A 24234-nucleotide genomic window follows, 5' to 3' on the forward strand; every position below is an offset into this window, starting at 1 on the left:
CTCCTTTCTATTTGTCTTCAGCCTTAGCTGGTTTCAAGTGATATTTATCGTAGAGTTTTTGAAGACTACCATCCTTTTGCCATTTCGCCAGCAAATCGTTGGTATAGTCAATCAAGTCTTGGTTAGACTTACTTGAAGCGATACCGTATTCTTGAGTTTTGAAACCTTCTTTCAAGGTTTTTGTCTTCTTGCTTTCATAGCCAGAAAGGATAGATTTATCAACTGAGAAGGCATTTACACGGTGAGCATAAAGAGATACAGCCAATTCAGGGAAAGAACCGAGTTGAACGTAGTTGAACTTAAGATTGTGGGCCGAGGCATATTCTTGCAAGGCAGCCTTAGTTGACGCACCTTGAGAAACTCCGATGGTCTTACCATTCAAATCAGAGATTTTGTTAATACCTGAATCCTTAAGAACCAAGAAACCAATTTGGTCATAGTAATAGGGACTTGAGATGGCGTAAGATGCCTTACGTTCATCATTGATGGTATAAGTACCGATAAGTAAGTCAATTGTTCCGTTATCCATAAGAGGTTCACGAGTTTGTGTTGTTACTGGAATATAGTTGACTTTCACTTTGAGCTCATCGGCAATTTTTTTAGCAAGATCGACTTCCATACCCTCGTAGGTATTGGTCTTAGCAGAATAGTAACCAAAGTTAGGAACGTCCTGCTTAACACCAACGTTAAGTGTACCTCGCTTAACAATTTTTTGAACTGCTTTACTATTTAAGAGCTTGCTCTTATCTTCAGCCACCGTTTTATGACTTGAGATAAGAAAAACCGTTGCTATAGCTAGAGTGGCGACTGTCAGGTAACGTAAGATTTTTTTGAAAATCATAGGCCACCTCCTTAGGCGTCGACTTGAACACGATCAGAGTTGTGATCGATAATCTTAGAAAGGAATTGCACAGCACGAGGTTCCGTAGGGTTGTCAAAGAAACCATCCACATCAGTAGTGTCAACAAGAATTTGACCTTCGGCCATGAAAATAATACGGTCAGCCACACTACGGGCAAATCCCATTTCGTGGGTAACAACTACCATGTTCATGCCACCTTTGGCAAGGTTTTGCATAACGGCCAGAACATCACCAATAGTTTCAGGGTCAAGGGCTGATGTTGGTTCGTCAAAGAGCAAAAGCTCAGGATTCATGGCAAGACCACGGGCAATAGCGACACGTTGCTTTTGCCCACCAGAAAGCATACCAGGGTAAGAATCTTTCTTGTCCCACATGTTAACGTAGCGAAGGAATTTTTCAGCAGTCTTTTCAGCTTCAGCCTTACTGATGCCGAGAACCTTGATAGGTGCCAAGGTTACATTTTCAAGGACGGTTTTGTGGGGGTAGAGGTTAAAGTGTTGGAAAACCATACCAGCTTCTTTACGAAGTTCAACCAAATCTTTGGCAGATGCTTCAGTAACGTTATGTCCGTTAACGATGAGGGTCCCATTCTCAATAGATTCCAAAGCATTAATTGTACGGATAAGGGTAGATTTTCCGGAACCAGAAGGTCCCAAGAGAACCACAACTTGTCCTTTTTCAATTTCTAAATTGATGTCACGAAGAGCATGATAGTCTCCATAATATTTATTCACATTTTTAAATTCAATGAGTGCCATACGAGTCTCCTTTAATGGGGAATTCTTGTTAGATAATCTAACATACAATAAATTTTAGCATAAGTGAAGCTGGATGTCAAAAATTTCTGAAAATTTATTAAAAACGTTCGTGTTTTACTGCATAATCATCCATAATTTTTTCTAAATGTGAACAAATAAAAAATATTCCCAGAGAATTGCACTCTTACTTGCTTCTTTCCATTTTTAGGATTAATGTTATAAATTCAAAAACTTAACCATATGAGTTGATGGTTAAACTTGCTTGTTAGTAGGGTGCTATTCTTGATTTGAATAGTTTCGTAATTGCGTCAGAAATACCTTATCTTGTAATGTTATGTAACAATAAGAAAATGTAATATATATTTTCATAGTGAAAAAAATGTATGAACATTCAATCATAGATAATATTCTCAAATGATGATCTTTCACCAATCCATCCAAAAATTTCCTAAGAGCTTGATGGTGGCTAGAAACTCATAGCCCAAACTTGGTCCTTAACCTAATTTTTGGTATAATAGAATAGATACGTAAAGTGGATTGCTTTACTAAATTGAAATGAACTAAGAAAACCGATGAGGTGTTTGTATGAAAAAAATTCTAGTTGTTGATGATGAAAGACCAATTTCGGATATTATCAAGTTTAATCTAACCAAGGAAGGTTACGAAGTTGTGACGGCATTTGATGGTCGTGAAGCTTTGGAGCAATTTGAAGCTGAAAATCCTGATTTAGTTATCTTGGACTTGATGTTACCTGAACTAGATGGTTTAGAAGTAGCCAAGGAAATCCGAAAAACAAGTCATACACCGATTATCATGCTTTCAGCTAAAGATAGCGAGTTTGATAAGGTCATTGGCTTGGAGATTGGGGCAGACGATTATGTCACTAAACCGTTCTCAAATCGTGAGTTGTTAGCACGGATTAAGGCTCATTTGCGTCGAACAGAGACTATTGAAACAGCAGCGGCTGAAGAGAGCTCAAACTCAGGCAAGAAAGAAATTTCGATTGGTGAATTAATTATCGTTCCAGATGCCTTTGTAGCTAAAAAACGTGGGAATGAAGTTGAATTGACTCACCGTGAATTTGAATTGCTATTCCATTTGGCAACTCACATGGGACAAGTCATGACACGTGAGCATCTACTTGAAACTGTTTGGGGTTATGACTATTTTGGTGATGTGCGTACGGTTGATGTCACTATTCGTCGTCTTCGTGAAAAAATTGAAGATACACCAAGCCGTCCAGAGTATATTTTGACCCGCCGTGGTGTTGGCTACTACATGAAGAACTATGACTAGTATTGGCTTAAATATTACGAGCTTTGAGTTAGCCTTACTCTTTACTCTCTTATTTGTTGCTTTTTACTTTATTTTTCTTGCTTATCGTGATTACCGTCAAGTGAAGAACATTCGGAAGTTGACTAAGCGAGTAAAATCTTTGATGGCTGGAAACTATAATGAAGAGTTACGCTTAAAGGGAGATTCGGAGCTCTTAGAGCTGGCAAATAGCTTGAATGATTTATCAGACGTTTTCCGTCTGACGCATGAAAATCTAGCCCAAGAAAAAAATCGCTTGTCTTCAGTCCTTTCCTATATGAGTGACGGAGTTATTGCGACCAATCGTCGTGGTCAAATTACCATGATTAATAGTACAGCCAAGCGTTTATTAAATATCGATAGGGAAACGGCGACCCAGATGTCAATCTTGGATTTGTTAGATGGTGAAAGTCCTTATACTTATAGTGAATTACTATCTAAGACACCGGAAATTCATTTGTCACGTAGAGACGCTAACGATGAGTTTGTAACCTTGCGTGTTAATTTTGCGCTGATTCGTAAGGAGTCTGGCTTTATTTCAGGTTTAGTTGCTGTTATTCATGATGCCACTGAACAGGAAAAAGAAGAACGTGAACGTCGTTTATTCGTATCAAATGTCAGTCACGAATTGCGGACGCCTTTAACTTCCGTTAAATCCTACCTTGAAGCTCTTGATGATGGTGCCCTTAATGAAGAGATTGCTCCAAACTTTATTAAGGTTTCTTTGGATGAAACCAACCGAATGATGAGGATGATCTCTGACCTTTTGGCCCTTTCTCATATTGATAATAAGAGCACACATCTTGATGTTGAAATGACCAATTTTACGGCCTTTATGACCTATATTTTGAATCGTTTTGATCAAATCAAAAGTCAAGAAAATAATACTGGCAAGGATTATGAAATTATTCGAGATTATCCTGTTAATTCTATTTGGGTGGAAATTGATACAGATAAGATGACTCAGGTCGTGGATAATATTCTTAATAATGCCATCAAGTATTCACCCGATGGTGGAAAGATTACAGTGTCCATGAAGACAACAGATGCACAATTAATCGTTTCAATTTCCGACCAAGGTTTAGGTATTCCTAAGAAAGATTTGCCTTTGATTTTCGACCGTTTTTACCGTGTTGACAAGGCAAGAAGCCGAGCTCAAGGTGGAACTGGTTTAGGTTTGTCCATTGCCAAGGAAATTATTAAACAACATAATGGCTTTATTTGGGCTAAGAGTGAATATGGTAAGGGTTCAACCTTTACTATTGTTCTTCCATATGACAAGGATGCTATGATGGTTGATGATTGGGAGATGTAGTAGAAATGACCTCAGATATAGGGTTTAAATATAGTATTTTGGCTTCAGGCTCTACAGGAAACTCTTTTTACTTGGAAACTCCAGAAAAGAAAATTCTAATAGATGCTGGTTTGTCAGGTAAGAAAATTACAAATTTGCTAGCTGAGATTGATCGTGATCCGAGTGATCTTGATGCTATCTTAGTAACGCATGAACATAAGGACCATATCCATGGTGTTGGTGTTCTAGCTCGTAAATATGGCATGGACATCTACGCAAATGAGAAAACCTGGCAGATTATGGACAGTAAAAATATGCTAGGTAAGGTTGATAATAGCCAGAAGCACGTTTTTTCTCGTGACAAGATTATGACCTTTGGTGATATTGACATTGAATCTTTTGGAGTTAGTCATGATGCTATAGATCCACAGTTCTACCGCTTTATGAAAGACGGAAAGAGCTTTGTCATGTTGACGGATACGGGCTATGTATCAGATCGCATGGCTGGGATTATTGAAAATGCTGATGGATATCTGATTGAGTCTAATCATGATATTGAAATCTTGAGAGCAGGCTCTTACCCATGGTCAACCAAGCAACGTATCCTCTCTGATCAAGGTCACTTGTGTAATGAAGATGGGGCGGACGCTATGATTCGTACCATCGGTAATAAAACTAAAAAGATCTATCTGGGTCACCTCTCCAAAGAAAATAATATCAAGGAATTGGCCCATATGACGATGGAAAATCAGTTGGCACGTGCGGACTTTGGTGTTGGTACTGACTTTAAGGTTTTTGATACCTCTCCAGACACAGCCACTCCACTGACTGATATTTAGAGAAATAGTGAAAGAGCTACACTAATAAGTTTAGTGTGGCTCTTTTTGAAAGGATTATTTATATGAAAGTCATTTATCTCTCCTTAGGTTTTATCTCGCTTGGTTTAGGTATTCTAGGAATCCCTCTGCCAATATTGCCGACAACCCCCTTTCTACTTTTAGCCATTGCTTGCTTTGCTAGAAGTTCTAAACGTTTTGAAAAATGGTTATATCACACTAAATTGTATCAAAGTTATGTAGCTGATTTTCGAGAAACCAAATCTATTGCTAAAGAACGAAAGAAAAAGATTATCATTCAAATCTATGTCTTGATGGGGATTTCAATCTTTTTTGCTCCTATTCTTTGGGTGAAAATTGGACTCTTCTGTCTGACACTTTTCATCACCTATTATTTATTTAAGGTTATTCCTGATAAAGACTAAGCTAGTATCAAAAAACGAGACTCCTCTTGGAAGTCTCGTTTTTAGTATAATGATTAATGTTTGCTTCTTATTTTTTTACGGACTTTATAGGCAAAGTTAGCTAAGCCATAAAGAGGACTAACCGGAAGGTTAAATTCACCGATGAACTGTTCAATGCGGGGGTTGAATTTTGATTTGAAGTTATACAAGCCACCGTCCAAGGAATTTTCAATACCTCCCATGTTTTGCCAGTCAGCGCCACGCTCAAAAGCATGATTAGCAGTTTCATACCATGTCAGGATAGCTGGTTGATAACGACGGTAGTCTTCATCCATACCAGCGTAGATATTCTCAGACGTCTTACCAAATTCAAGAACTAGGGTACCAGAGAGTGGGACTGTCTGATTTCCAGCATCTACTTTTTCTTGGAGAAAGGCAATTTCTTCTTTGAGACGTTTGTGCTCTTGCTTATTGTTCTCAACTTTTCCAGGTTTGGTTTTTTCAGTGAACTTGGCAGCATCAGCAATGTTCTTTTCAAGTTGCTTATTAAGATCTTTAAGACGGGCTGGCAAATCTAGTGTTGAGAGTGTAATGTAAGACGATTCTGGGTAAGTTGTCAACAACTTTTCATAATAGTCAATGCCACGAAGGTGGATGTTTTTACGAGCTTCAGTCTTCTTCATCAAAGAAGCGAATTGTTCAAGAAGCTCAGTGCCACCAAATTGAACCGAAATACCTTTGTTTCGAGCAGTACGAACAGCCTGCTTGGTGCTCTTAGAGAGCTGTTCTTCAGTGAAATCTTCTTTATGGATATTAGCCTGGAAGCGTGGTTGAATATTCTCAGCCATGTCTTCAGTGAGACCAGTCCATTCAACACCAAGAGATTGGATGTTTTTGGCAATAGCCATAGTATCTTCGTTGATGCTAACTTCTTGAGAAATCAAATTTTTAGTGACAAAGAGGCTTGGATCAAATTTAACAAAGAGGGCGTGTTTTGTTTTGGCATACTTTTTCAGTGAAGCCAGGACAAAAGCGACTAACTCTTTATCGTGGTAGTCCATGATAGGGCCTCGTGGGATGTAAATCATAGAGAAGCCAAGAGGCAGTGGTTGAATAAGAACACTAGCAACGGCAACAAGTTTGTCATCTTTATAGAAACCTAGACGGTCATTGCCCCAACTATCCTTGATTTTTGCCCATGAGCTACTTTGTAATAAGTTGGTTTGAGGACTATCAATCACAAAGCGGTCATGCTCAGAAGTACTGAGACCAGTTTTATAGGTATACATATTAGTCTAGAACCCACTTTCTAATAGCATAAGCGACACCAGATTCATCATTTGATTTTGTGATGTGTTTCGCGATTTTCTTGATTTCTGGATTTCCATTTTCCATAACGACAGGAGAACCGACGACCTCCAGCATAGCACGGTCATTTTCTTCATCACCGATAGCCATTGTTTCTTCTTTAGAAAGACCGAGTTTCTCGGCAAGATGCGTAACGGCAATTCCTTTGTTGGCTGTTTTCTTGAGAATTTCTAGGTAAAATGGTGTTGATTTTACAATGGTAAAGCGGTCGTAAAATTCCTGTGGAAGTTTGGCAATGGCTGCATCAAGAATTTCAGGTTCATCAATATACATGGCCTTAACAAATTCCTTGTCAGCAACCTCTTCAGGTGTACGATAGTAAATAGGCATATGAACAAGCGTAGATTCATGAACAGTGTAGCGTCCAATATTTCGATTACTTGTGTAGATACCATCTTTAGTGATAGCGTGAGAATGAACACCAAGCTTGTTGGCCAAAACTTCAATATCAAGGTAGTCCTCGTATGAGAGCGTTTCACGAATCAATTCGTTACCGGTAGACGTTTCTTGGACAAGACCACCATTAAAAGTGATGACATAGTCACCATCTTGGTTAAGATTAAGTTCCTCAAGAAGTGGAAGCACGCCAGGAATAGGACGACCAGTCGCAATAACGACTTTAACACCCGCAGCCTTGGCCTCTTGAATCGCTTGAAAGACTTCAGGTGTGACTTGACGTTGGCTATTTAAAAGCGTCCCGTCAATATCAACAGCAATAAGTTTAATAGACATATAAATACCTGTTTCATTAAGTTAGTTTCCCTTCTATTTTACTAAAATTTGGGCGCTTTGTCATAGTTCTTCCTGAGAAAAATGATATTGGTGAATTGAAAACTATTAAAGCCAAGTCCAAACTGTATAGAACGGTTTGTTAGTAAGAATTGCCCAAATGCTTTTTAATTGGTAAAATAAGGTCAGACAAATAAAGGAGAGACAAGAGTGATTCGATTTACCAACCAATTGACCGATAAAGAACGTAAGGAAGCAAAAGTATTGATTGCTAGCTGTCAAGCTAATGACCACACCTTTCGAGAACCTTATCTCTCCAATATGCTTAATTTTGATCCCACCATGCCGGCCTTTTTCCTCTATTATCAAGAGGGAGAGTTGCTTGGTTTATTATCGGTTTATGCGGACAATGAAGATGTTGAAGTGGCGATTTTAGTTGCCCCAGATTATCGCCGAAAAGGCATTGCGAGAAGTTTGTTTGACAAATTTCAGAAGGAAACGACATCTTATCCTATTCAATCAGTGACCTTTCAGACAGAACGTGTTTTTCTTGATGGTCATCCTGATTTGGCAAGTCATTGGGGTCTAGTTGAAGATGCAGCCACTGAAACCTGGCTAGGAAAAGATAGAACCTCTTATACTCTGGATTCCCGTTCAGATGTTGAGGTGCTCTTAGCAGACACCTCTTATCTTGAAGAAATTGCTCAACTTCACCACCAAGCCTTTTCTGATGCAGAGGAAACACTTGAGGTGAGTCGAAGATATATTGCTGAGGCTTTGAAAGATTCCAATAGCCTACTTTACATCCTCCTCAAAGAAGGTCAGGTAGTCGGACTTTGTACCGTTGATTTATCTGGGAATAGCAACTACCTTTACGGGCTTGCTGTAGCAGAAGCCTATCGTGGTCAAGGCTATGGAAGCTACCTGGCAAAATCAGTCGTAAATCAGCTCATTGCGCAAAATGACAAGTCCTTCCAAATTGCAGTGGAAGATGATAATGTGGGAGCCAAGCATTTGTATGAAAAGATTGGTTTTGTCAAACAAACCCAAGTGGTTTACCTGAAACAGAAAGAATGACTAATGTTATTAGAAGAATTTGAAAATGTGTCTGCTGTCAGTATCACATTAGAATTGGAAAAAGGAGTAATTAATGGAAATTAAAATCAAAAATAAAATTAAAGTAGCAGATCAAACGGAAATCATTGAGGAAATCCACCCTTGTGAGGTTACGGAAAAAGGAGACTATCTCTATCTTATTCACCATAATTCCGAGAAAGAAAAAGTGGTAATAAAATTGAATCAGGAAGAGCTCATTATGACACGCTTTTCTCAGCCTAAATCAATCATGCGTTTTTCAGCCAAGGTACCTGCCTTGGTTCACATTCCGACGCCGCTTGGTACTCAGCATTTTCAAACTGTTACGAGCCTTTTTGCCTATGATCCTGATGGCCAAACAGTTGATATTCATTATCAATTGCAACATCCAGAAACGGAAGACGTCTTTGCTGATTATGAATTAGAGGTTTCATGGTTTTAATTTGTGAAAAAATTGAGTCATTTGGCTTGAAAAAGCCCTAAATTATGATAAAATGTAAGGGTATATCAAGGGAGTAGCAGGCGACTTTAGTCAATAGATTTGATTAAAGGTTGCGATTATGTCGTCATTACGAAATTTTACATTTCCGGCATATTCTTAAACAGCGAGACTTGTTTTTAAGGAAACAAGTCTCTTTTTGTATCATTTTTTATATGAAAAGAGCCTTGATAGCCATTTTTCCCTATATAGAAGGAGGAGATTATTTTGTCGAAAGAACAAAGTAAAGCCTTGTTTTACACACAAGGAGAGGAAGAAGTCCTAAAAAGCTTGGACACTTCTGTTGATGGTTTGTCAACTGCACAAGCCAAGGAACGTTTAGATGCCTATGGTTATAACGAGTTGGATGAAGGTGAAAAACGTAGCCTCTTGTCAAAATTCATCGACCAGTTTAAAGATTTGATGATTATCATTTTGCTTGTCGCTGCTGCCCTTTCTGTCATTACGGAAGGTATGCATGGTTTGACAGACGCTTGCATTATCTTAGCTGTCGTTGTTTTGAATGCTGCTTTTGGTGTTTATCAAGAAGGACAGGCAGAAGCTGCTATTGAAGCGCTTAAAAACATGTCAAGTCCTCTAGCTCGTGTTCGTCGCGATGGCAATATCGTTGAGATTGATTCACGTGAATTGGTTCCTGGAGACATTGTCTTGCTTGAAGCAGGTGATGTTGTTCCGGCCGACATGCGTTTGCTTGAAGCTGCCTCACTCAAGATTGAAGAGGCTGCCCTTACAGGTGAGTCTGTTCCAGTTGAAAAGGATATTACTGAAACGGTTGCAGCAGATGCAGGTATCGGTGACCGTGTAAATATGGGTTACCAAAACTCTAACGTGACTTATGGTCGTGGTACAGGTGTTGTTACCAATACTGGTATGTATACTGAAGTTGGTAAAATTGCTGATATGTTGGCTAATGCGGACGAATCACAAACACCTTTGAAGCAAAGCCTAGAACAATTATCTAAGAGTTTAACCTACCTTATTGTTGCGATTGCTTTGGTGACATTCTTGGTGAGTGTCTTCATTCGTGGCGAACAGCCCCTTGAAGGTTTGATGGTTGCCGTTGCTCTTGCTGTTGCAGCCATTCCTGAAGGTTTGCCTGCTATTGTAACCATCCTCTTATCATTGGGAACAACGACACTTGCTAAACGCAATTCGATTGTGCGTAAATTGCCAGCTGTTGAAACACTTGGTTCAACAGAAATTATCGCATCTGATAAGACTGGTACCTTGACAATGAACCAAATGACCGTTGAAAAAGTCTATACAAACGGTCAATTGCAAAGCGCTGACACAGAACTTGGTGCGGACAATACGACCCTTCGTATTATGAACTTTGCCAATGATACCAAGGTGGACCCAGATGGTAAGCTAATTGGGGACCCAACAGAGACTGCTTTGGTACAGTTTGGTTTGGACCACAACTTTGATGTGCGTGACGTCTTGAAATTAGAGCCTCGTGTGGCAGAGTTGCCATTTGACTCTGACCGTAAGCTCATGTCTACTATCCATAAAGAAACAGATGGGTCTTACTTTGTAGCCGTTAAAGGTGCTCCTGATCAATTGCTTAAACGTGTGACTCGTATTGAAATCAATGGTGAGATTCGTCCTATCACGGATGCAGATAAACAAGCTATTCTTACGACTAACAAAGATTTAGCCAAACAAGCCCTTCGTGTTTTGATGATGGCTTATAAGACAACGAGTGACATTCCTACTTTGGAATCTGAAGTTGTTGAGTCTGATTTGATTTTCTCAGGCTTGGTAGGTATGATTGACCCAGAACGTCCTGAAGCAGCAGAAGCTGTTCGTGTGGCGAAAGAAGCGGGTATTCGTCCAATCATGATTACAGGTGACCACCAAGATACAGCAGAAGCTATTGCTAAACGTCTTGGTATCATCGATCCAAATGACACAGAAGACCATGTCTTCACTGGTGCTGAGCTGAATGAACTTTCTGATGAAGAATTCCAAAAAGTCTTCAAACAATACTCTGTCTATGCGCGTGTGTCTCCTGAACATAAGGTTCGTATTGTTAAGGCATGGCAAAATGATGGCAAGGTTGTTGCCATGACAGGTGACGGGGTTAATGATGCGCCTTCACTTAAGACAGCTGATATTGGTATTGGTATGGGAATCACTGGTACAGAGGTTTCTAAGGGAGCTTCTGACATGGTTCTTGCCGATGATAACTTTGCTACAATTATCGTCGCTGTAGAAGAAGGTCGTAAGGTCTTCTCAAACATCCAAAAATCAATCCAGTACCTCTTGTCAGCCAATATGGCCGAAGTCTTCATTATCTTCTTCGCTACACTGTTTGGATGGGATGTGCTTCAACCAGTTCATCTTCTCTGGATTAACCTAGTAACTGATACCCTTCCAGCCATCGCACTTGGGGTTGAGCCAGCTGAACCAGGTATTATGACTCACAAACCTCGTGGACGTCAATCAAACTTCTTTGATGGTGGTGTCTTCGGTGCTATTATTTATCAGGGAATTCTTCAAACTATCCTTGTTCTTGCCGTTTATGGTTGGGGTCTTGTCTTCCCAGAGCACCATACGCAAGGAGCCATTCACGCAGATGCCCTTACAATGGCTTTTGCAACACTTGGCTTAATTCAGTTGCTCCATGCCTTTAACGTTAAATCTGTGTATCAATCAGTCTTTAAAGTTGGTCTCTTCAGAAACAAGACTTTCAATTGGGCCATTCCAGTAGCCTTTGTTCTTCTGATGGCAACTATCGTGGTTCCTGGATTTAATAATCTCTTCCATGTGTCACACCTTAGTCTAACACAATGGCTTGCGGTTATTGTAGGTTCCTTCTTGATTGTGGTACTTGTTGAATTAGTTAAAGCCACTCAACGTGCCCTTGGCAAGGATAAAGACGCTATATAAAATACAAAGTCAGAGATACAGGTCTCTGGCTTTTATTAGAGATAAAGGTCTATTTTTGAGACTTTCCTTATGTGATAGCGGACGTCAGCGAACTTCTTCGAAGTTCTATGACTACGTTTCGAGCCTAAAGTCTCCAAATTTCCGAACGACTGAAACTCTTATGTTTCAGTCGTTTTTATCACGTCGGAAAGGCTCGGAATATGTACCGTACAGTCGCTAAATAAAGAGTCTTTTCCGATTTTAGTAAAGCTTCTTAGTTTACTAGATTTTTTAAGGACATTTTTCGACATTTTGAACAGAGATTAGGTCGTGAGCTTTTTCTTATCACATCTTGAATTCGTCAGATGTCTTGTTTATAATTGAGGGGAAGTAATGACTAGTTTAAGGAGAAGCATATGAACGAAACCATTAAGACACAACTTAATCACCGTAGTATTCGTCAGTTTAAACCCAAAGCTCTGACACAGGAAGAAGTCAATCTCTTGGTTGATGTTGCCAGACATACATCAACGAGTAATTTTAGACAGGCTTATTCAATTATAAGCATCACTGATGAAAAGTTGAAGGAACAAATTGCAGAGATTGCCAACCAACCCTATATTCCAAAGGCTGGGCATCTTTTTGTAGTTGTTGTGGATCAAAGACGTAATACCTTGATTGCGGAAGCAAAAGGCGCTGAGGCCTTGGTGCAAGGTAGCCCCGAACGCTTTATTTCAGCTTTTTCAGATGCTATGATTGCTACTCAAAACATGGTTGTAGCTGCTGAGAGTTTGGGTATGGGAGCTGTTTACTTGGGTAGTATCTTAAATGATAATGCTAAACTTTCAGAGCTTCTTAAACTGCCTAAGTATGTTTATCCCGCAGTGGGCTTAGCAGTTGGTTGGCCAGATCAAGAACCACAGCTGAAACCTCGTTTGCCACGTCACGTCATCCATATGGAAAATTACTATCAGGATTTGGAAAATCCCTTGGAAGAACTTAAAGACTACGATGCTGACGTCCATGAGTATTATGACCTTCGCGATCTTAATCACAGAGTTGATGAATTTACGACTCAGATTGCAAAGACTATGGATAAATCTGTCGCTAATCGTGCAAATACCTTGAAGGATCTTCAAAAGCAGGGATTCTTCACCGAATAAAAAACGACTCCCATAGAGCCGTTCTATATATCTAATAATGTCATGGATGAAAGGAACTCATTTGCTAGTTCCTTTTTTTCATACTCTAAAAACTCTGGGAGTTTCTTGACTAGGTTGTAACGTTTGGAGAGGTTCCATGTTCCAGTTGGATTGAGTTCAGGGTGATTGGAAACAAAGTTAATGGTTAAATCCCATTCTCGACGGTATCCAAGAGGACGCGAGTGATAGGTTACACCGTCAATCTTTACCGCCCCATAACTCCTGTGGGCATGACCAAAAACAACATCTTTAACGTCGTGTTTGACGAAAATCTGATGGAACTCTTCTGATCCCAAATAAGCATTAAAAGGTTTAAAACGTTCGTGCGTCATGGTAAAACGGCTGTGAGGAACAAAATGCATGGCAACAATGAGTTTGCTCGTATCTAATTCGCTTAAAACATTATCTAGCTTCTTGAGACTAGTTTGACAGATTTCTGGATCAGTCCCCAATCGTCTGAGACGTCTGTCGAACCAAAGCTGTCTCTTACGCCTGAGAATTTTATCCAACTTTTCATCTGAATAGGAATAATCATACCAGCCATGAAAAGCCAATAATGTCTTACTACCTAAATCAATCAGCTGGAAATCAAGCTTATCAATAAGGTCATCCTCTAAATCTAGCATATCATGATTGCCTAAATTATAGGTGACCTTGACCTCCTTGGAAAGCTTTTGTAGAAATGGTTTAGTGTCGCTAAAATAATGATTAGAAATGTCACCAGCAATATGAAGGTGGCTGATTTTTTGATCTTTTAGACATTTTATAAGAGTATCAATTTCATATGTCTCAAAGTGATTCAAATCAATATGTAAATCACTCATTACTGCAAGTCTTGTCATAGAAACATTGTAACAAAAAGGTCGTGTCTTGTCTTTAAACGAAGATAGTGGAAAATACTTGCCCTAGGGCTACATTTTCATTATGATAAGAATATGGATATCAAGTTAGAAATACAAAAGATGGCCAAGGAGATTGGCATTTCAAAAATTGGTTTTACAACAGCCGATGATTTCGCCTATCTGGAAAAGTCCCTTCGACTGGGCGTTGAAGAAGGGCGAACGACAGGATTTGAGCATAAAAATATTGAAGAGCGTATTTACCCCAAATTGAGCTTGGAATCAGCTAAAACCATCATTTCCATTGCAGTTGCCTATCCGCATAAGTTGCCACAACAACCCCAAAAAACAGAGTATAAGCGTGGCAAAATCACTCCAAATTCATGGGGTCTAGATTATCACTATGTTTTGCAGGATAAACTAAAACGCCTGGCAGAAGGCATTGAAAAACTGACAGAAAACTTCGAATATAAAGGTATGGTGGACACTGGAGCCTTGGTCGATACTGCAGTAGCCAAGCGAGCAGGAATTGGTTTTATTGGTAAGAATGGACTGGTTATCTCGAAAGAATACGGGTCCTACATGTATCTTGGGGAGCTTATCACGAATCTAGAGATTGAACCTGATCATGAGGTAGACTATGGTTGCGGGGATTGCCGTCGTTGTCTGGATGCCTGTCCGACATCTTGTCTCATTGGTGATGGGACTATGAATGCTCGTCGTTGCCTCTCCTTCCAAACCCAAGATAAGGGCATGATGGATATGGAGTTTCGAAAGAAGATCAAGACTGTTATCTATGGCTGTGATATTTGTCAGATTTCCTGTCCATATAACAGAGGTATTGACAATCCTTTAGCTTCAGATATTGACCCTGAGCTTGCCATGCCTGAATTGCTCCCATTTCTAGAGCTGACTAATAAGTCTTTTAAAGAGAAGTTTGGAATGATCGCCGGTTCTTGGCGTGGTAAGAATATTCTTCAGCGAAATGCCATTATTGCCTTGGCCAACTTACATGATCGCAACGCCATTGTCAAACTGATGGAGATTATTGATAAGAATAATAATCCCATCCATACGGCAACGGCTATTTGGGCTCTCGGTGAGATAGTTAAGAAGCCAGATCAAGCTATGTTAGACTATATGAGAGGACTTTCACCCAAAGATAAAGAAGCCCAAGCTGAGTGGGAGCTTGTATGTGCAAAATGGCAAATTTAGGCGATTTATGCTAGAATTAAGCATAATACTATAAAATGGAGGAAACCTATCCATGGAAGTGGCAGAAATTCGCCAAAAAATCTCTGAAAATCAAGAGAAGCTCGTGAGCTTCGGGAGGTCTCTTTGACTTAGATTGTTTGGAAGAGGACATTGCGCTCCTTGAAAACCGAATGACTGAGCCTGATTTTTGGAATGATAATATTGCGGCTCAAAAAACTTCTCAAGAGTTGAACGAGCTCAAAATGAAATACGAAACTTTCAACAATATGCAAGAACTCTCTGACGAGACAGAACTATATTTGGAGATGTTGGAAGAAGATAGCAGTGTTCAAGAGGAACTCGAAGAGACGCTCGAAAAACTTGATAAGATTATGACAAGTTACGAGATGACCTTACTCTTGTCTGAACCATATGACCATAACAATGCCATTCTGGAAATTCACCCAGGTTCTGGTGGAACAGAGGCTCAAGACTGGGCTGATATGTTGCTCCGTATGTACCAACGTTATGGAAATGCCAAAGGTTTCAAGGTTGAAACTTTGGATTATCAGGCGGGTGATGAAGCTGGTATTAAATCTGTAACCCTTGCTTTTGAAGGTCCTAATGCTTACGGATTCCTCAAGTCAGAAATGGGTGTCCACCGTTTGGTTCGTATTTCACCTTTTGACTCTGCCAAACGTCGTCATACCTCATTTACTTCTGTGGAAGTCATGCCTGAATTGGATGATACCATTGAAGTTGATATTCGTGATGATGATATCAAGATGGACACTTTCCGTTCAGGTGGTGCAGGTGGTCAGAACGTCAACAAGGTTTCTACCGGTGTGCGTTTGACCCACATTCCAACAGGTATTGTTGTAGCTTCAACGGTCGACCGTACACAATATGGAAACCGTGACCGTGCGATGAAGATGCTTCAAGCGAAACTCTATCAAATGGAGCAAGAAAAGAAAGCAGAAGAAGTGAATGCTTTGAAAGGTGATAAGAAAGAAATCACTTGGGGAAGCCAAATTCGCTCATACGTTTTCACCCCATACACTATGGTTAAGGATCATCGTACAGGCTATGAAGTTGCCCAGGTTGATAAGGTAATGGATGGAGATATTGAAGGCTTCATCGATGCCTACCTCAAGTGGCGTATGGAAGAATAGTAATGATATACTATTTTTAAGTATTTAGATACTTTATCTCAATGAAAGGAAGGCATTCAGCTATTTTAGTAGTTGAATACTGACATTATGGCTCTTATTGAATTAAAAGATGTTACTAAGAAGTATGATAAGTCGACAACTGCCCTAAGACACATTGATTTGTCTGTTAACTCAGGGGAATTTGTTTACTTAGTTGGACCTTCTGGTGCCGGTAAATCAAGTTTAATTCGCTTGTTTTACCAAGAAGAAAAATTAACGAGTGGTTCTATGAAGGTAGGGGAGTTTGATTTAACCCATCTTCGTAAAAAAGATGTTCCACTCTTGCGACGTTCTATCGGGGTTGTTTTCCAGGATTATAAACTTCTTCCAAAGAAAACAGCTTTTGAAAATGTTGCTTATGCGATGGAGGTCATCGGTGAGCGCCCTCGTCACATAAAAAAACGTGTCGCAGAGGTTCTCGAATTGGTTGGACTTAAGCACAAGATGCGTTCTTTCCCTAACCAATTATCTGGTGGTGAGCAGCAACGTGTCGCTATTGCGCGTGCTATCGTAAATAATCCAAAAGTTTTGATTGCGGACGAACCAACAGGGAACTTGGACCCTGAGATTTCTTGGGAAATTATGCAAGTTCTTGAACGTATTAATCTGCAGGGAACGACCATTTTAATGGCAACCCATAACTCAACTATCGTTAATAACCTTCGTCATCGTGTCATAGCGATTGAAGAGGGACGTATTGTTCGTGATGAAGAGGAAGGAGAGTACGGTTACCATGATTAGACGCTTTTTCCGCCATTTAGGAGAATCTATTAAGAACCTCAAACGTAATCTATTGTCTACTCTTACGGCGGTATTCTCAGTAATGATTGTGCTGTCACTTTTAGGTGTTTTTGGTTCTGTTATTCTTAACACTCAAAAATTGGCTTCTGATATTGAAAAAAATATTCAGGTCAATGTGTACTTGCAGCCTGATTCGACGGATGCTTCAAAAACTGTTAAAGAGATATCTGGTCAAATTGTTGCCAATAAAGACTACCATAAAGTTTATGATGCATTGACCAAGATAAAGGGTGTCGATAAGGTTACTTTCTCTAGTAAAGAAGAACAAAAGAAAGAACTCATCAAAACAATGGGGTCAAGTTTCGAAACAGCTACTGGAGATGGGAACCCTCTATCAGATGTGTACATTATTCAAACTAAAACACCAGATGATGTGAGTCGTGTTGCTAAGGAAGCTAAGGCTATTCAGGGGGTTGATAATTCTAACTTTGGTGGCTCAGATAGTGAAATTCTGATGTCTACCATGAAACGTGTTCAATTGTGGGGAATTATTGCGACAGCTCTCTTAACTGTTGTGGCTGTACTCTTGATTTCTAATACCATTCGTATCACCATCATGTCACGTGCGACTGAAATTCACATCATGCGTTTGGTCGGTGCTAAGAATTCCTATATTCGCCGTCCTTACTTGATGGAAGGTGCTTGGATTGGTGCATTAGGCGCCATCATTCCTTCTGGCCTCATCTATCTTTTGTACCACATGGTTTATTCAACCTTAAATCCTGATTTTGTTAAGGGTGGTGTCTCTATGTATGATCCAGAATGGTTTGTCTACGCTGTTATCGGAACCCTCTTTGCAGTCGGTATTATTATCGGTTCAGTTGGGTCTCGTATGGCAATGCGCCGTTATTTGAAATACTAAGAGATTAAAGGAGAACTATTTTGGTTCTCTTTTTTCGATCCAGAATGCTTCATGACACCTAAATTCTAGCTTTATCTCAAAATCATGGCTCAAAGACCAAAACCAATCTCAGATTTGGTATAATATTTAAAAAACATTGGAAAAGAGATGCATTATGACAAAGTTAGCTACCATTTGTTATATTGATAATGGAAAAGAGCTTTTGCTTTTACACCGTAATAAAAAGCCTAATGATGTTCATGAAGGAAAGTGGATTTCTGTTGGGGGAAAACTAGAAGCTGGAGAGACACCTGATGAGTGTGCCCGTCGTGAAATTCTCGAGGAAACACATTTTACAGTGACAGAGATGGATTTCAAGGGGATGATTACCTTCCCTGAATTTACACCGGGACATGATTGGTATACCTATGTCTTTAAGGTGACTGGTTTTGAAGGAGAACTCATTTCAGATGAGGAATCTCGTGAGGGAACGCTTGAGTGGGTTCCTTATGATAAGGTTTTGTCTAAGCCAACTTGGGAAGGTGACTATGAGATCTTTAAGTGGATTCTTGAAGACAAACCCTTCTTCTCTGCTAAGTTTGTTTATGATTCCAACCAGAACTTGGTAGACAAGACTGTGACCTTTTATGATAAATAGGGAGGAACTATGAAGCGAAAAAAGACAGAAAATTTTTCAGAAACTTGGTTTTTTAAATGGGTTTTGAATAATCAGGCTGTAGTGGCCTTTTTAATATTACTGTTGATTGGTTTGACGGTTTTGATTTTTACCAAGATTAGTCCTATTTTCTCACCAGTCATTGATTTTTTGACAATCATCATGTTGCCTCTGGTTATTTCTACGCTCCTTTACTATTTGATAAAACCTTTGGTTCTCTTAGTAGAAAAAACTGGTTTAAGTAGAACGATGTCTATCTTGGTCATCTATGCTATTCTCGCCTTACTCTTAGTTTTGGGAATTTCAACAGCTATTCCTAGTTTGCAAAATCAGATTTTGATTTTGATTAGAAATACACCGTCTTATATTGCCCGAGCTAATAGTGAAGCCGAACGCTGGCTAAATCTCCCTTTTCTTTCCAATTACCGTGGAGATTTAGAAGCTATGCTCAGTGATTTCTCAGCGAGAATGGTTAACTATGCTGAAAATTTCTCTTCATCAGCTTTGACTTGGGTAGGAACCTTTGCTAGTACTGTGGCTAGGGTTACGGTTGCTATTATTTTGGCTCCTTTCATTCTTTTTTATCTCCTAAGGGATAGTCAAAAGATGAAGCAGGGCTTTGTGTCAGTGTTACCCACTCGTTTTCGTGAAACGACTGTTCGAATGCTGTCAGATATCAATAATCAGTTAGAAGGTTATGTTCAAGGCCAAGTTACAGTTGCTATCGTTGTGGCCATTATGTTTTGTATCATGTTTAAAATTGTGGGTCTTCGATATGGGGTGACTTTTGGTATTATGGCAGGTTTCTTAAATATGGTTCCCTACCTTGGAAGTTTTCTTGCCATGGTACCAGTTGTTATTATGGGGTTGGTACAAGGTCCCGCAATGTTAATCAAGGTTCTCATTATTTTTGTCATTGAGCAAACCATTGAAGGACGTTTTGTTTCTCCACTTGTTTTGGGTAACAAACTCAGTATTCACCCTATTACTATTATGTTTATTCTTCTGACGGCAGGTTCTCTTTACGGCGTCTGGGGCGTATTATTAGGAATCCCAATCTATGCTTCCGTCAAGGTTGTTGTTAAAGAGATTTTTGATTGGTACCGGTCAGTAAGTAATCTTTACCATGATGACAAAGAAATTGAAGGACAAAAAGAAGATGTTAAATAGTGAGAAAATGGTTGCCTCTATTGGTAACCAAGATTTAGATCATGCGGATAAATATTTTAAGAAAGCTCTGCAAGAAGATCCAGCTGAAGTTCTCGTAGAGTTAGCTGAGTACCTTGAATCTATCGGTTTTTTACCACAGGCTCAAGAAATTTATGAAAAAGTTCGCTTTGATTTTCCAGAGGTTAATGTCAATCTAGCTCAAATTGCTGCTGAAGATGGTGATATTGAGAAGGCTTTTCTCTATTTAGATGCTATTCCTGAGGACTCCGAGGATTATTTGTCTGCTTTAGTTGTGAAGGCAGATCTATACCAAATGGAGGGGTTAACAGATGTAGCCCGTGACAAGTTGCTAGAGGCGAGTCAACTATCAGATGACTCCATTATCATTTTCGGTTTGGCTGAAATGGAGTTTGAACTTGGAAACTTTGAGCAGGCTATTCATTATTATGCTAAACTTGATAATCGTGAGCTTCTTGAAGCTACGGGGACTTCTACTTATGAACGTATTGGTAAAGCTTATGCTAGTCTTGGTAAGTTTGAAGCTGCTCGAGAATTTTTGGAAAAAGCTATTGAAATTGAATACGATGATACTATTGCCTTTGAATTAGCGACACTACTTTACGATCAGGAAGAGTATCAAAAAGCTAATTTTTACTTCAAACAGATTGAAACCATGTCTGCAGACTTTGAGGGGTATGAGTATATTTACGCCTTATCGTTACATGCTGAACATAAAACCGAAGAAGCTTTACGGATAGCACAACAAGGAATTTCTAAAAATGCCTTTAATGTGCAATTACTTTTGTTAGCGTCACAGTTATCCTACGAATTGCACGATACTCAGTCTGCTGAATCCTATTTGAAGCAAGCCTTGCCGCTAGCTGAGGATCAGGATGAGATTGTTTTACGCTTAAGTACTCTCTATTTGGAAGAAGAACGTTACGATGATCTCGTGGCTTTAGCCGATTACGAATTTGATTCTGTCTTGGCCCGTTGGAACATTGCCAAGGCTTATCAAGCACTTGATGATGAAGAGAAAGCCTTTCAAATTTATCAAGACCTATCTACTGATTTGTCTGATAACCCTGAATTTTTACAGGATTACGCTTATATCTTGCGCGAATTTGGCTACAGAGATCAAGCGCGTGTTACGGCGGAAAAATATCTTTCCTTGGTTCCAGATGATGTTAATATGCAAACCTTTCTTGATGACAATTAGTCTTCGAAACTCTTGAAAGCATAAACTCAATAGAGGATGTGATAAGTTAAGTCTGTTCACTTCCTCTTTTTTTATTTGTCTATTTATGTTATGATTTTATTAGAACCCATAAGGAGTAGATATGGTTAAGAGAGATTTAATTCGAAATATTATTATAGCAGTTCTTGCCATCGTAGTGATCTTGTTACTGAGGTCTTTTGTTTTTTCAACGCATCGTGTGACTGAAAATCAGGCAAATAATTATATCCATGCAGGTGATTATGTTACCTTCAATAAAAACGTTGAACCGAAGAAAAAAGATTTTATCCTTTATACCGTTAATGGCAAGGAATACATTGGACGTGTTATTGCCGGTGAAGGAAAGAGCGTAACAGCTATGGATGATTTTCTTTATGTCAATGATAAGCCAATTGAAGAAAATTATATTAGCCACGATAAATCAGCTTATTTGGCTACTGTTTCGCCTGGGAATTTTTTCACAGATGATTTTTCAATTGCAACGTTGACCGATAACAAGCAAACGAAGATTGAAAAGGGACAATACCTAGTATTAAACGATAATCGTCGAAATACAAAAGATAGTCGTAAGTTCGGACTTATTAAAAAAGACCAAATTAAAGGTGTTATTTCTTTCCGATTGTACCCTCTGTCACATTTTGGTTTTGTTGATGTTGACTAATATTCTTTAATGACTGAAAAAGCTAGGAACTTTTGTTAAGTTTCTAGCTTTTTTGCGAATATATAACTGGTAATTCATTTTGATACTGGGAGCTATCGTCAGCTAATTTAAGATTGAAATAGACTTGAAGTGAATTAACAGAAATATATCAGTAGAAAAGGAAAAGAATATGCAAGAAAAAAATGTCTTAGGATTTAAGAAGAATAAAACCTATGGATTATGTGGCGTTATGTTAACCATGTTATTCTTAGGGACATGTGGTGTGACAGCAGGAGCTGATGAAGTAATGGAAAATCCTTCAAAGGCTAATGCTACTAAGCCAATATCAAAGGAGCAAACGACGAGTTCAACGACTGTTTCAAATTCTGAGACTGTACCGAAAGGAGAAAAGCAAACATCAGAAGTTACTTTTGAAAATTCGTATACGATAGTGACAGCTGAGGCTCCATTTAACACTGTTGACCAAAACTCAACGGAGACAGTATTTCAAGATAAAGCAGATTATATAGCAGCTTCTAATTTGACCAATAATTCCGTGACTAGGAGTGCTTATCAAGGGCCAGATAGTGTTGACAGTACCAATGAGAGCCAAAGTCATTTTCTTAATGCTATTAAACAGGGAGCTATGGATGGAGCCAAGGAAGGAGTGCTCCCATCAATTACGGCAGCCCAGGCAATCCTAGAAAGTGGTTGGGGCAACTCAAGCCTTGCTCAAGCACCTAATCATAATCTCTTTGGCATTAAGGATTCGGATGATTGGGGTGGTGATACGGTAGTGGTACCAACTCAGGAATATCTTAACGGTCGTTATATTACCATTAACGCTGCCTTTAGAAAATATTCATCGTGGAATGACAGTGTTGTAGATCATGCAAAATTTTTCACAAGTACAGAGTGGCGAAAAAATAATTATAGAAAAGTTATCAATGCAACAGATTATAGTACTGCTGCCCAGGAACTAAAAAATGCTGGATATGCAACAGATCCAGGGTATGCAGGCAAGCTTATTCGTTTGATTGAAGCATATAAGCTCTACGAGTGGGATGAAGAAAGTAATACTGCGATTAACATCAGTGACAATCCGATAGAAATTCAACATAATCCAAAAGCAGACCTTGCCATCACTGGTCTCAACAATGCTACTGGTAGCTATGATCTTGTCATTTCAAATTTGGTTGCACCATACGGCTTTAAAGAAGTCCTAGTTCCAACCTGGTCAGAAAAGAATGGTCAAGATGATATCATCTGGTACAAGGCAGCTAAACAAGCTAATGGAGACTATAAGGTAACCGTTCGTTCAAGCAACCATAAAGGTGATAGCGGTCTCTATAACTCTCATGTCTACTTGGTTGATAATGATGGTAAATTCATTGGCCTTGGAGGCAAACAAGTAACCCTTGATATTACCAAGACTCAAGGAACCTTAACTATTACCAACAACGACAAAAATCGAGGTACTTTTGATGTTGTCATCACTAATCTCACCAATCCAGGGGGGATTACAGGTGTCGTTATCCCTGTATGGTCTGACCAAAATGGTCAAGACGATCTTGTTTGGCATAATGCTACAAAACAGGAGGATGGTTCCTATAAGGTGACGGTTTCTGCCAGCCAACACAAGTGGAATTCAGGCAAGTACATCGTTCACGGATATTTGACAGATGCATCGGGTAAGAATGTTGGTTTTGGTGCAACTTCTGTTGACGTGGTAGCTCCTAAGAAAATCGGTTCAGCTTCTCGAGGAAACTATGATGTCTTTAATAAGATTGTTTATCTAGATGCTGGCCATGGTGGCTATGATCCAGGGGCTTCTTATTTTGGCATTTCTGAAAAGAGCTTGACCTTGGCTATCCAAAGTCGTGTGAAAGCTAAACTAGAAGCAGAAGGCTATCAAGTAGTCACCACACGCACAAGTGATACCTTTGTCGACCTAACAGATCGTTCTCGTGCAGCCAATGCATCTGAGTCAGATATTTTCGTCAGTATCCATATCAATGCTTCAGGAAGTTCAGCAGCACAAGGTATCGAGACTTATTATTACCAACCTTTTGCGGAATATCCTTCACGTATTAATGCGGCTTATCATGCCAATCCGACTCGTTTGAGCATGAGTGATACCCTGGCAAATGCTATTCAGTCTAGCCTTATTAACGCAACTGGAGCTCAGAATCAGGGCGTTAAGCGTCGCACCTTTGCGGTCTTGCGAGAAACAACAGCGCCGGCAGTCCTTCTAGAACTAGGTTTCTTGTCAAATCCTCAAGAAGCAGCTCGCTTAACGACGTCTGCTTACCAAGAAACTTTGGCTAATGCGATTGTAGCAGGGATTAAAGCTTACTACGAAAAAGAATCTAATGTTTAAGTGATAAGGTTAG

General features: G+C 39.4%; 22 protein-coding genes. 17 read left to right on the top strand and 5 right to left on the bottom strand.

Features of this window, described 5'->3' with window-relative positions; genetic code table 11:
- Positions 1 to 7: 7 nt before the first annotated feature.
- Positions 8 to 841 carry a transporter substrate-binding domain-containing protein gene (locus tag HMPREF0848_RS02830; protein ID WP_008534489.1) on the bottom strand — a complete coding sequence of 278 codons (834 nt, stop codon included), beginning with the start codon at positions 839 to 841 and terminating at the stop codon, positions 8 to 10.
- A gap of 11 nt (positions 842 to 852) precedes the next feature.
- The gene (locus tag HMPREF0848_RS02835; RefSeq protein ID WP_008534491.1) at positions 853 to 1620 is read right to left on the bottom strand and encodes an amino acid ABC transporter ATP-binding protein; all 768 of its coding nucleotides are present in this window, start codon (positions 1618 to 1620) and stop codon (positions 853 to 855) included.
- 585 nt (positions 1621 to 2205) lie between these two features.
- Here HMPREF0848_RS02835 and yycF point away from each other — a divergent pair.
- From yycF to HMPREF0848_RS02855, 4 genes are all read left to right on the top strand, one after another.
- Entirely contained in the window at positions 2206 to 2916 is a 711-nt protein-coding gene (gene yycF / locus HMPREF0848_RS02840) for a response regulator YycF (protein ID WP_002889489.1), read from the top strand.
- Positions 2909 to 4249 carry a cell wall metabolism sensor histidine kinase VicK gene (vicK, locus tag HMPREF0848_RS02845; protein WP_008534492.1) on the top strand — a complete coding sequence of 447 codons (1341 nt, stop codon included), beginning with the start codon at positions 2909 to 2911 and terminating at the stop codon, positions 4247 to 4249. The genes yycF and vicK overlap by 8 nt, the downstream gene beginning before the upstream one ends.
- A gap of 5 nt (positions 4250 to 4254) precedes the next feature.
- Positions 4255 to 5067 carry an MBL fold metallo-hydrolase gene (locus HMPREF0848_RS02850; RefSeq protein ID WP_008534493.1) on the top strand — a complete coding sequence of 271 codons (813 nt, stop codon included), beginning with the start codon at positions 4255 to 4257 and terminating at the stop codon, positions 5065 to 5067.
- A gap of 62 nt (positions 5068 to 5129) precedes the next feature.
- A complete protein-coding gene (locus tag HMPREF0848_RS02855) occupies positions 5130 to 5489 on the top strand; it encodes a YbaN family protein (RefSeq protein WP_008534495.1) in 360 nt (119 codons plus the stop codon).
- Positions 5490 to 5542: 53 nt separating this feature from the next.
- On the opposite strand, the gene HMPREF0848_RS02860 is transcribed toward HMPREF0848_RS02855, so the two are convergent.
- The gene (locus HMPREF0848_RS02860; protein ID WP_008534497.1) at positions 5543 to 6757 is read right to left on the bottom strand and encodes an aminoacyltransferase; all 1215 of its coding nucleotides are present in this window, start codon (positions 6755 to 6757) and stop codon (positions 5543 to 5545) included.
- Between the two features lies 1 nt (position 6758).
- Positions 6759 to 7568, bottom strand: coding sequence for a sugar-phosphatase (gene yidA / locus HMPREF0848_RS02865; protein WP_002889483.1), 810 nt, complete (start codon positions 7566 to 7568; stop codon positions 6759 to 6761).
- Between the two features lie 207 nt (positions 7569 to 7775).
- Between yidA and HMPREF0848_RS02870 the strand changes: the two genes are divergently transcribed.
- From HMPREF0848_RS02870 to HMPREF0848_RS02885, 4 genes are all read left to right on the top strand, one after another.
- A complete protein-coding gene (locus tag HMPREF0848_RS02870) occupies positions 7776 to 8642 on the top strand; it encodes a GNAT family N-acetyltransferase (protein WP_008534500.1) in 867 nt (288 codons plus the stop codon).
- A 73-nt stretch (positions 8643 to 8715) separates the two neighbouring features.
- Positions 8716 to 9102 (top strand): DUF1934 domain-containing protein, encoded by a 387-nt coding sequence (locus tag HMPREF0848_RS02875; protein WP_008534501.1) that lies wholly within the window; start codon positions 8716 to 8718, stop codon positions 9100 to 9102.
- 264 nt (positions 9103 to 9366) lie between these two features.
- The gene (locus HMPREF0848_RS02880; protein WP_008534503.1) at positions 9367 to 12051 is read left to right on the top strand and encodes a cation-translocating P-type ATPase; all 2685 of its coding nucleotides are present in this window, start codon (positions 9367 to 9369) and stop codon (positions 12049 to 12051) included.
- A 395-nt stretch (positions 12052 to 12446) separates the two neighbouring features.
- Positions 12447 to 13193 (top strand): NADPH-dependent oxidoreductase, encoded by a 747-nt coding sequence (locus HMPREF0848_RS02885; RefSeq protein WP_008534505.1) that lies wholly within the window; start codon positions 12447 to 12449, stop codon positions 13191 to 13193.
- Positions 13194 to 13216: 23 nt separating this feature from the next.
- Here the strand turns inward: HMPREF0848_RS02885 and HMPREF0848_RS02890 are convergent, their stop codons facing one another.
- Positions 13217 to 14074 carry a metallophosphoesterase gene (locus HMPREF0848_RS02890; protein WP_037608837.1) on the bottom strand — a complete coding sequence of 286 codons (858 nt, stop codon included), beginning with the start codon at positions 14072 to 14074 and terminating at the stop codon, positions 13217 to 13219.
- A 93-nt stretch (positions 14075 to 14167) separates the two neighbouring features.
- On the opposite strand from HMPREF0848_RS02890, the gene queG reads away from it, so the two are divergent.
- The 9 genes from queG (at position 14168) to HMPREF0848_RS02935 (ending at position 24221) form a co-directional block, all read left to right on the top strand.
- Complete coding sequence (queG, locus tag HMPREF0848_RS02895; RefSeq protein WP_037608839.1) at positions 14168 to 15286, top strand: tRNA epoxyqueuosine(34) reductase QueG; 1119 nt, start codon at positions 14168 to 14170, stop codon at positions 15284 to 15286.
- A 52-nt stretch (positions 15287 to 15338) separates the two neighbouring features.
- Positions 15339 to 16437, top strand: a protein-coding gene (gene prfB, locus HMPREF0848_RS02900) for a peptide chain release factor 2 (RefSeq protein WP_156780984.1) whose coding sequence is annotated in 2 segments (ribosomal slippage) — positions 15339 to 15410 and positions 15412 to 16437 — 1098 coding nt in all. Because the reading frame shifts where the segments join, the coding sequence is not laid out codon by codon here.
- A gap of 87 nt (positions 16438 to 16524) precedes the next feature.
- The gene (gene ftsE / locus HMPREF0848_RS02905) at positions 16525 to 17217 is read left to right on the top strand and encodes a cell division ATP-binding protein FtsE (RefSeq protein WP_008534508.1); all 693 of its coding nucleotides are present in this window, start codon (positions 16525 to 16527) and stop codon (positions 17215 to 17217) included.
- Complete coding sequence (gene ftsX / locus HMPREF0848_RS02910; RefSeq protein ID WP_021151940.1) at positions 17210 to 18139, top strand: permease-like cell division protein FtsX; 930 nt, start codon at positions 17210 to 17212, stop codon at positions 18137 to 18139. Before ftsE ends, ftsX begins: the two co-directional genes overlap by 8 nt.
- Before the next feature lie 154 nt (positions 18140 to 18293).
- Entirely contained in the window at positions 18294 to 18776 is a 483-nt protein-coding gene (locus HMPREF0848_RS02915; protein WP_008534510.1) for an NUDIX hydrolase, read from the top strand.
- Between the two features lie 9 nt (positions 18777 to 18785).
- A complete protein-coding gene (locus HMPREF0848_RS02920) occupies positions 18786 to 19964 on the top strand; it encodes an AI-2E family transporter (protein ID WP_008534511.1) in 1179 nt (392 codons plus the stop codon).
- The gene (locus HMPREF0848_RS02925) at positions 19954 to 21183 is read left to right on the top strand and encodes a tetratricopeptide repeat protein (protein ID WP_008534512.1); all 1230 of its coding nucleotides are present in this window, start codon (positions 19954 to 19956) and stop codon (positions 21181 to 21183) included. Before HMPREF0848_RS02920 ends, HMPREF0848_RS02925 begins: the two co-directional genes overlap by 11 nt.
- Before the next feature lie 121 nt (positions 21184 to 21304).
- Positions 21305 to 21862: a signal peptidase I gene (gene lepB, locus HMPREF0848_RS02930; RefSeq protein ID WP_008534513.1), complete on the top strand. Its 558-nt coding sequence runs from the start codon at positions 21305 to 21307 to the stop codon at positions 21860 to 21862.
- A 169-nt stretch (positions 21863 to 22031) separates the two neighbouring features.
- Positions 22032 to 24221 carry a GBS Bsp-like repeat-containing protein gene (locus HMPREF0848_RS02935; RefSeq protein WP_008534514.1) on the top strand — a complete coding sequence of 730 codons (2190 nt, stop codon included), beginning with the start codon at positions 22032 to 22034 and terminating at the stop codon, positions 24219 to 24221.
- Positions 24222 to 24234: the final 13 nt, after the last annotated feature.

It is taken from the genome of Streptococcus sp. C150 (assembly GCF_000187445.1).
In the GTDB taxonomy this organism is placed as follows: domain Bacteria; phylum Bacillota; class Bacilli; order Lactobacillales; family Streptococcaceae; genus Streptococcus; species Streptococcus raffinosi.

Bases quoted from the DNA above. Each gene is read 5' to 3' on its own strand.
- HMPREF0848_RS02830 (WP_008534489.1), bottom strand. From the start codon at position 841: ATGATTTTCAAAAAAATCTTACGTTACCTGACAGTCGCCACTCTAGCT.
- HMPREF0848_RS02835 (WP_008534491.1), bottom strand. From the start codon at position 1,620: ATGGCACTCATTGAATTTAAAAATGTGAATAAATATTATGGAGACTAT.
- yycF (WP_002889489.1), top strand. From the start codon at position 2,206: ATGAAAAAAATTCTAGTTGTTGATGATGAAAGACCAATTTCGGATATT.
- vicK (WP_008534492.1), top strand. From the start codon at position 2,909: ATGACTAGTATTGGCTTAAATATTACGAGCTTTGAGTTAGCCTTACTC.
- HMPREF0848_RS02850 (WP_008534493.1), top strand. From the start codon at position 4,255: ATGACCTCAGATATAGGGTTTAAATATAGTATTTTGGCTTCAGGCTCT.
- HMPREF0848_RS02855 (WP_008534495.1), top strand. From the start codon at position 5,130: ATGAAAGTCATTTATCTCTCCTTAGGTTTTATCTCGCTTGGTTTAGGT.
- HMPREF0848_RS02860 (WP_008534497.1), bottom strand. From the start codon at position 6,757: ATGTATACCTATAAAACTGGTCTCAGTACTTCTGAGCATGACCGCTTT.
- yidA (WP_002889483.1), bottom strand. From the start codon at position 7,568: ATGTCTATTAAACTTATTGCTGTTGATATTGACGGGACGCTTTTAAAT.
- HMPREF0848_RS02875 (WP_008534501.1), top strand. From the start codon at position 8,716: ATGGAAATTAAAATCAAAAATAAAATTAAAGTAGCAGATCAAACGGAA.
- HMPREF0848_RS02885 (WP_008534505.1), top strand. From the start codon at position 12,447: ATGAACGAAACCATTAAGACACAACTTAATCACCGTAGTATTCGTCAG.
- HMPREF0848_RS02890 (WP_037608837.1), bottom strand. From the start codon at position 14,074: ATGACAAGACTTGCAGTAATGAGTGATTTACATATTGATTTGAATCAC.
- queG (WP_037608839.1), top strand. From the start codon at position 14,168: ATGGATATCAAGTTAGAAATACAAAAGATGGCCAAGGAGATTGGCATT.
- ftsE (WP_008534508.1), top strand. From the start codon at position 16,525: ATGGCTCTTATTGAATTAAAAGATGTTACTAAGAAGTATGATAAGTCG.
- ftsX (WP_021151940.1), top strand. From the start codon at position 17,210: ATGATTAGACGCTTTTTCCGCCATTTAGGAGAATCTATTAAGAACCTC.
- HMPREF0848_RS02915 (WP_008534510.1), top strand. From the start codon at position 18,294: ATGACAAAGTTAGCTACCATTTGTTATATTGATAATGGAAAAGAGCTT.
- HMPREF0848_RS02920 (WP_008534511.1), top strand. From the start codon at position 18,786: ATGAAGCGAAAAAAGACAGAAAATTTTTCAGAAACTTGGTTTTTTAAA.
- HMPREF0848_RS02925 (WP_008534512.1), top strand. From the start codon at position 19,954: ATGTTAAATAGTGAGAAAATGGTTGCCTCTATTGGTAACCAAGATTTA.
- lepB (WP_008534513.1), top strand. From the start codon at position 21,305: ATGGTTAAGAGAGATTTAATTCGAAATATTATTATAGCAGTTCTTGCC.
- HMPREF0848_RS02935 (WP_008534514.1), top strand. From the start codon at position 22,032: ATGCAAGAAAAAAATGTCTTAGGATTTAAGAAGAATAAAACCTATGGA.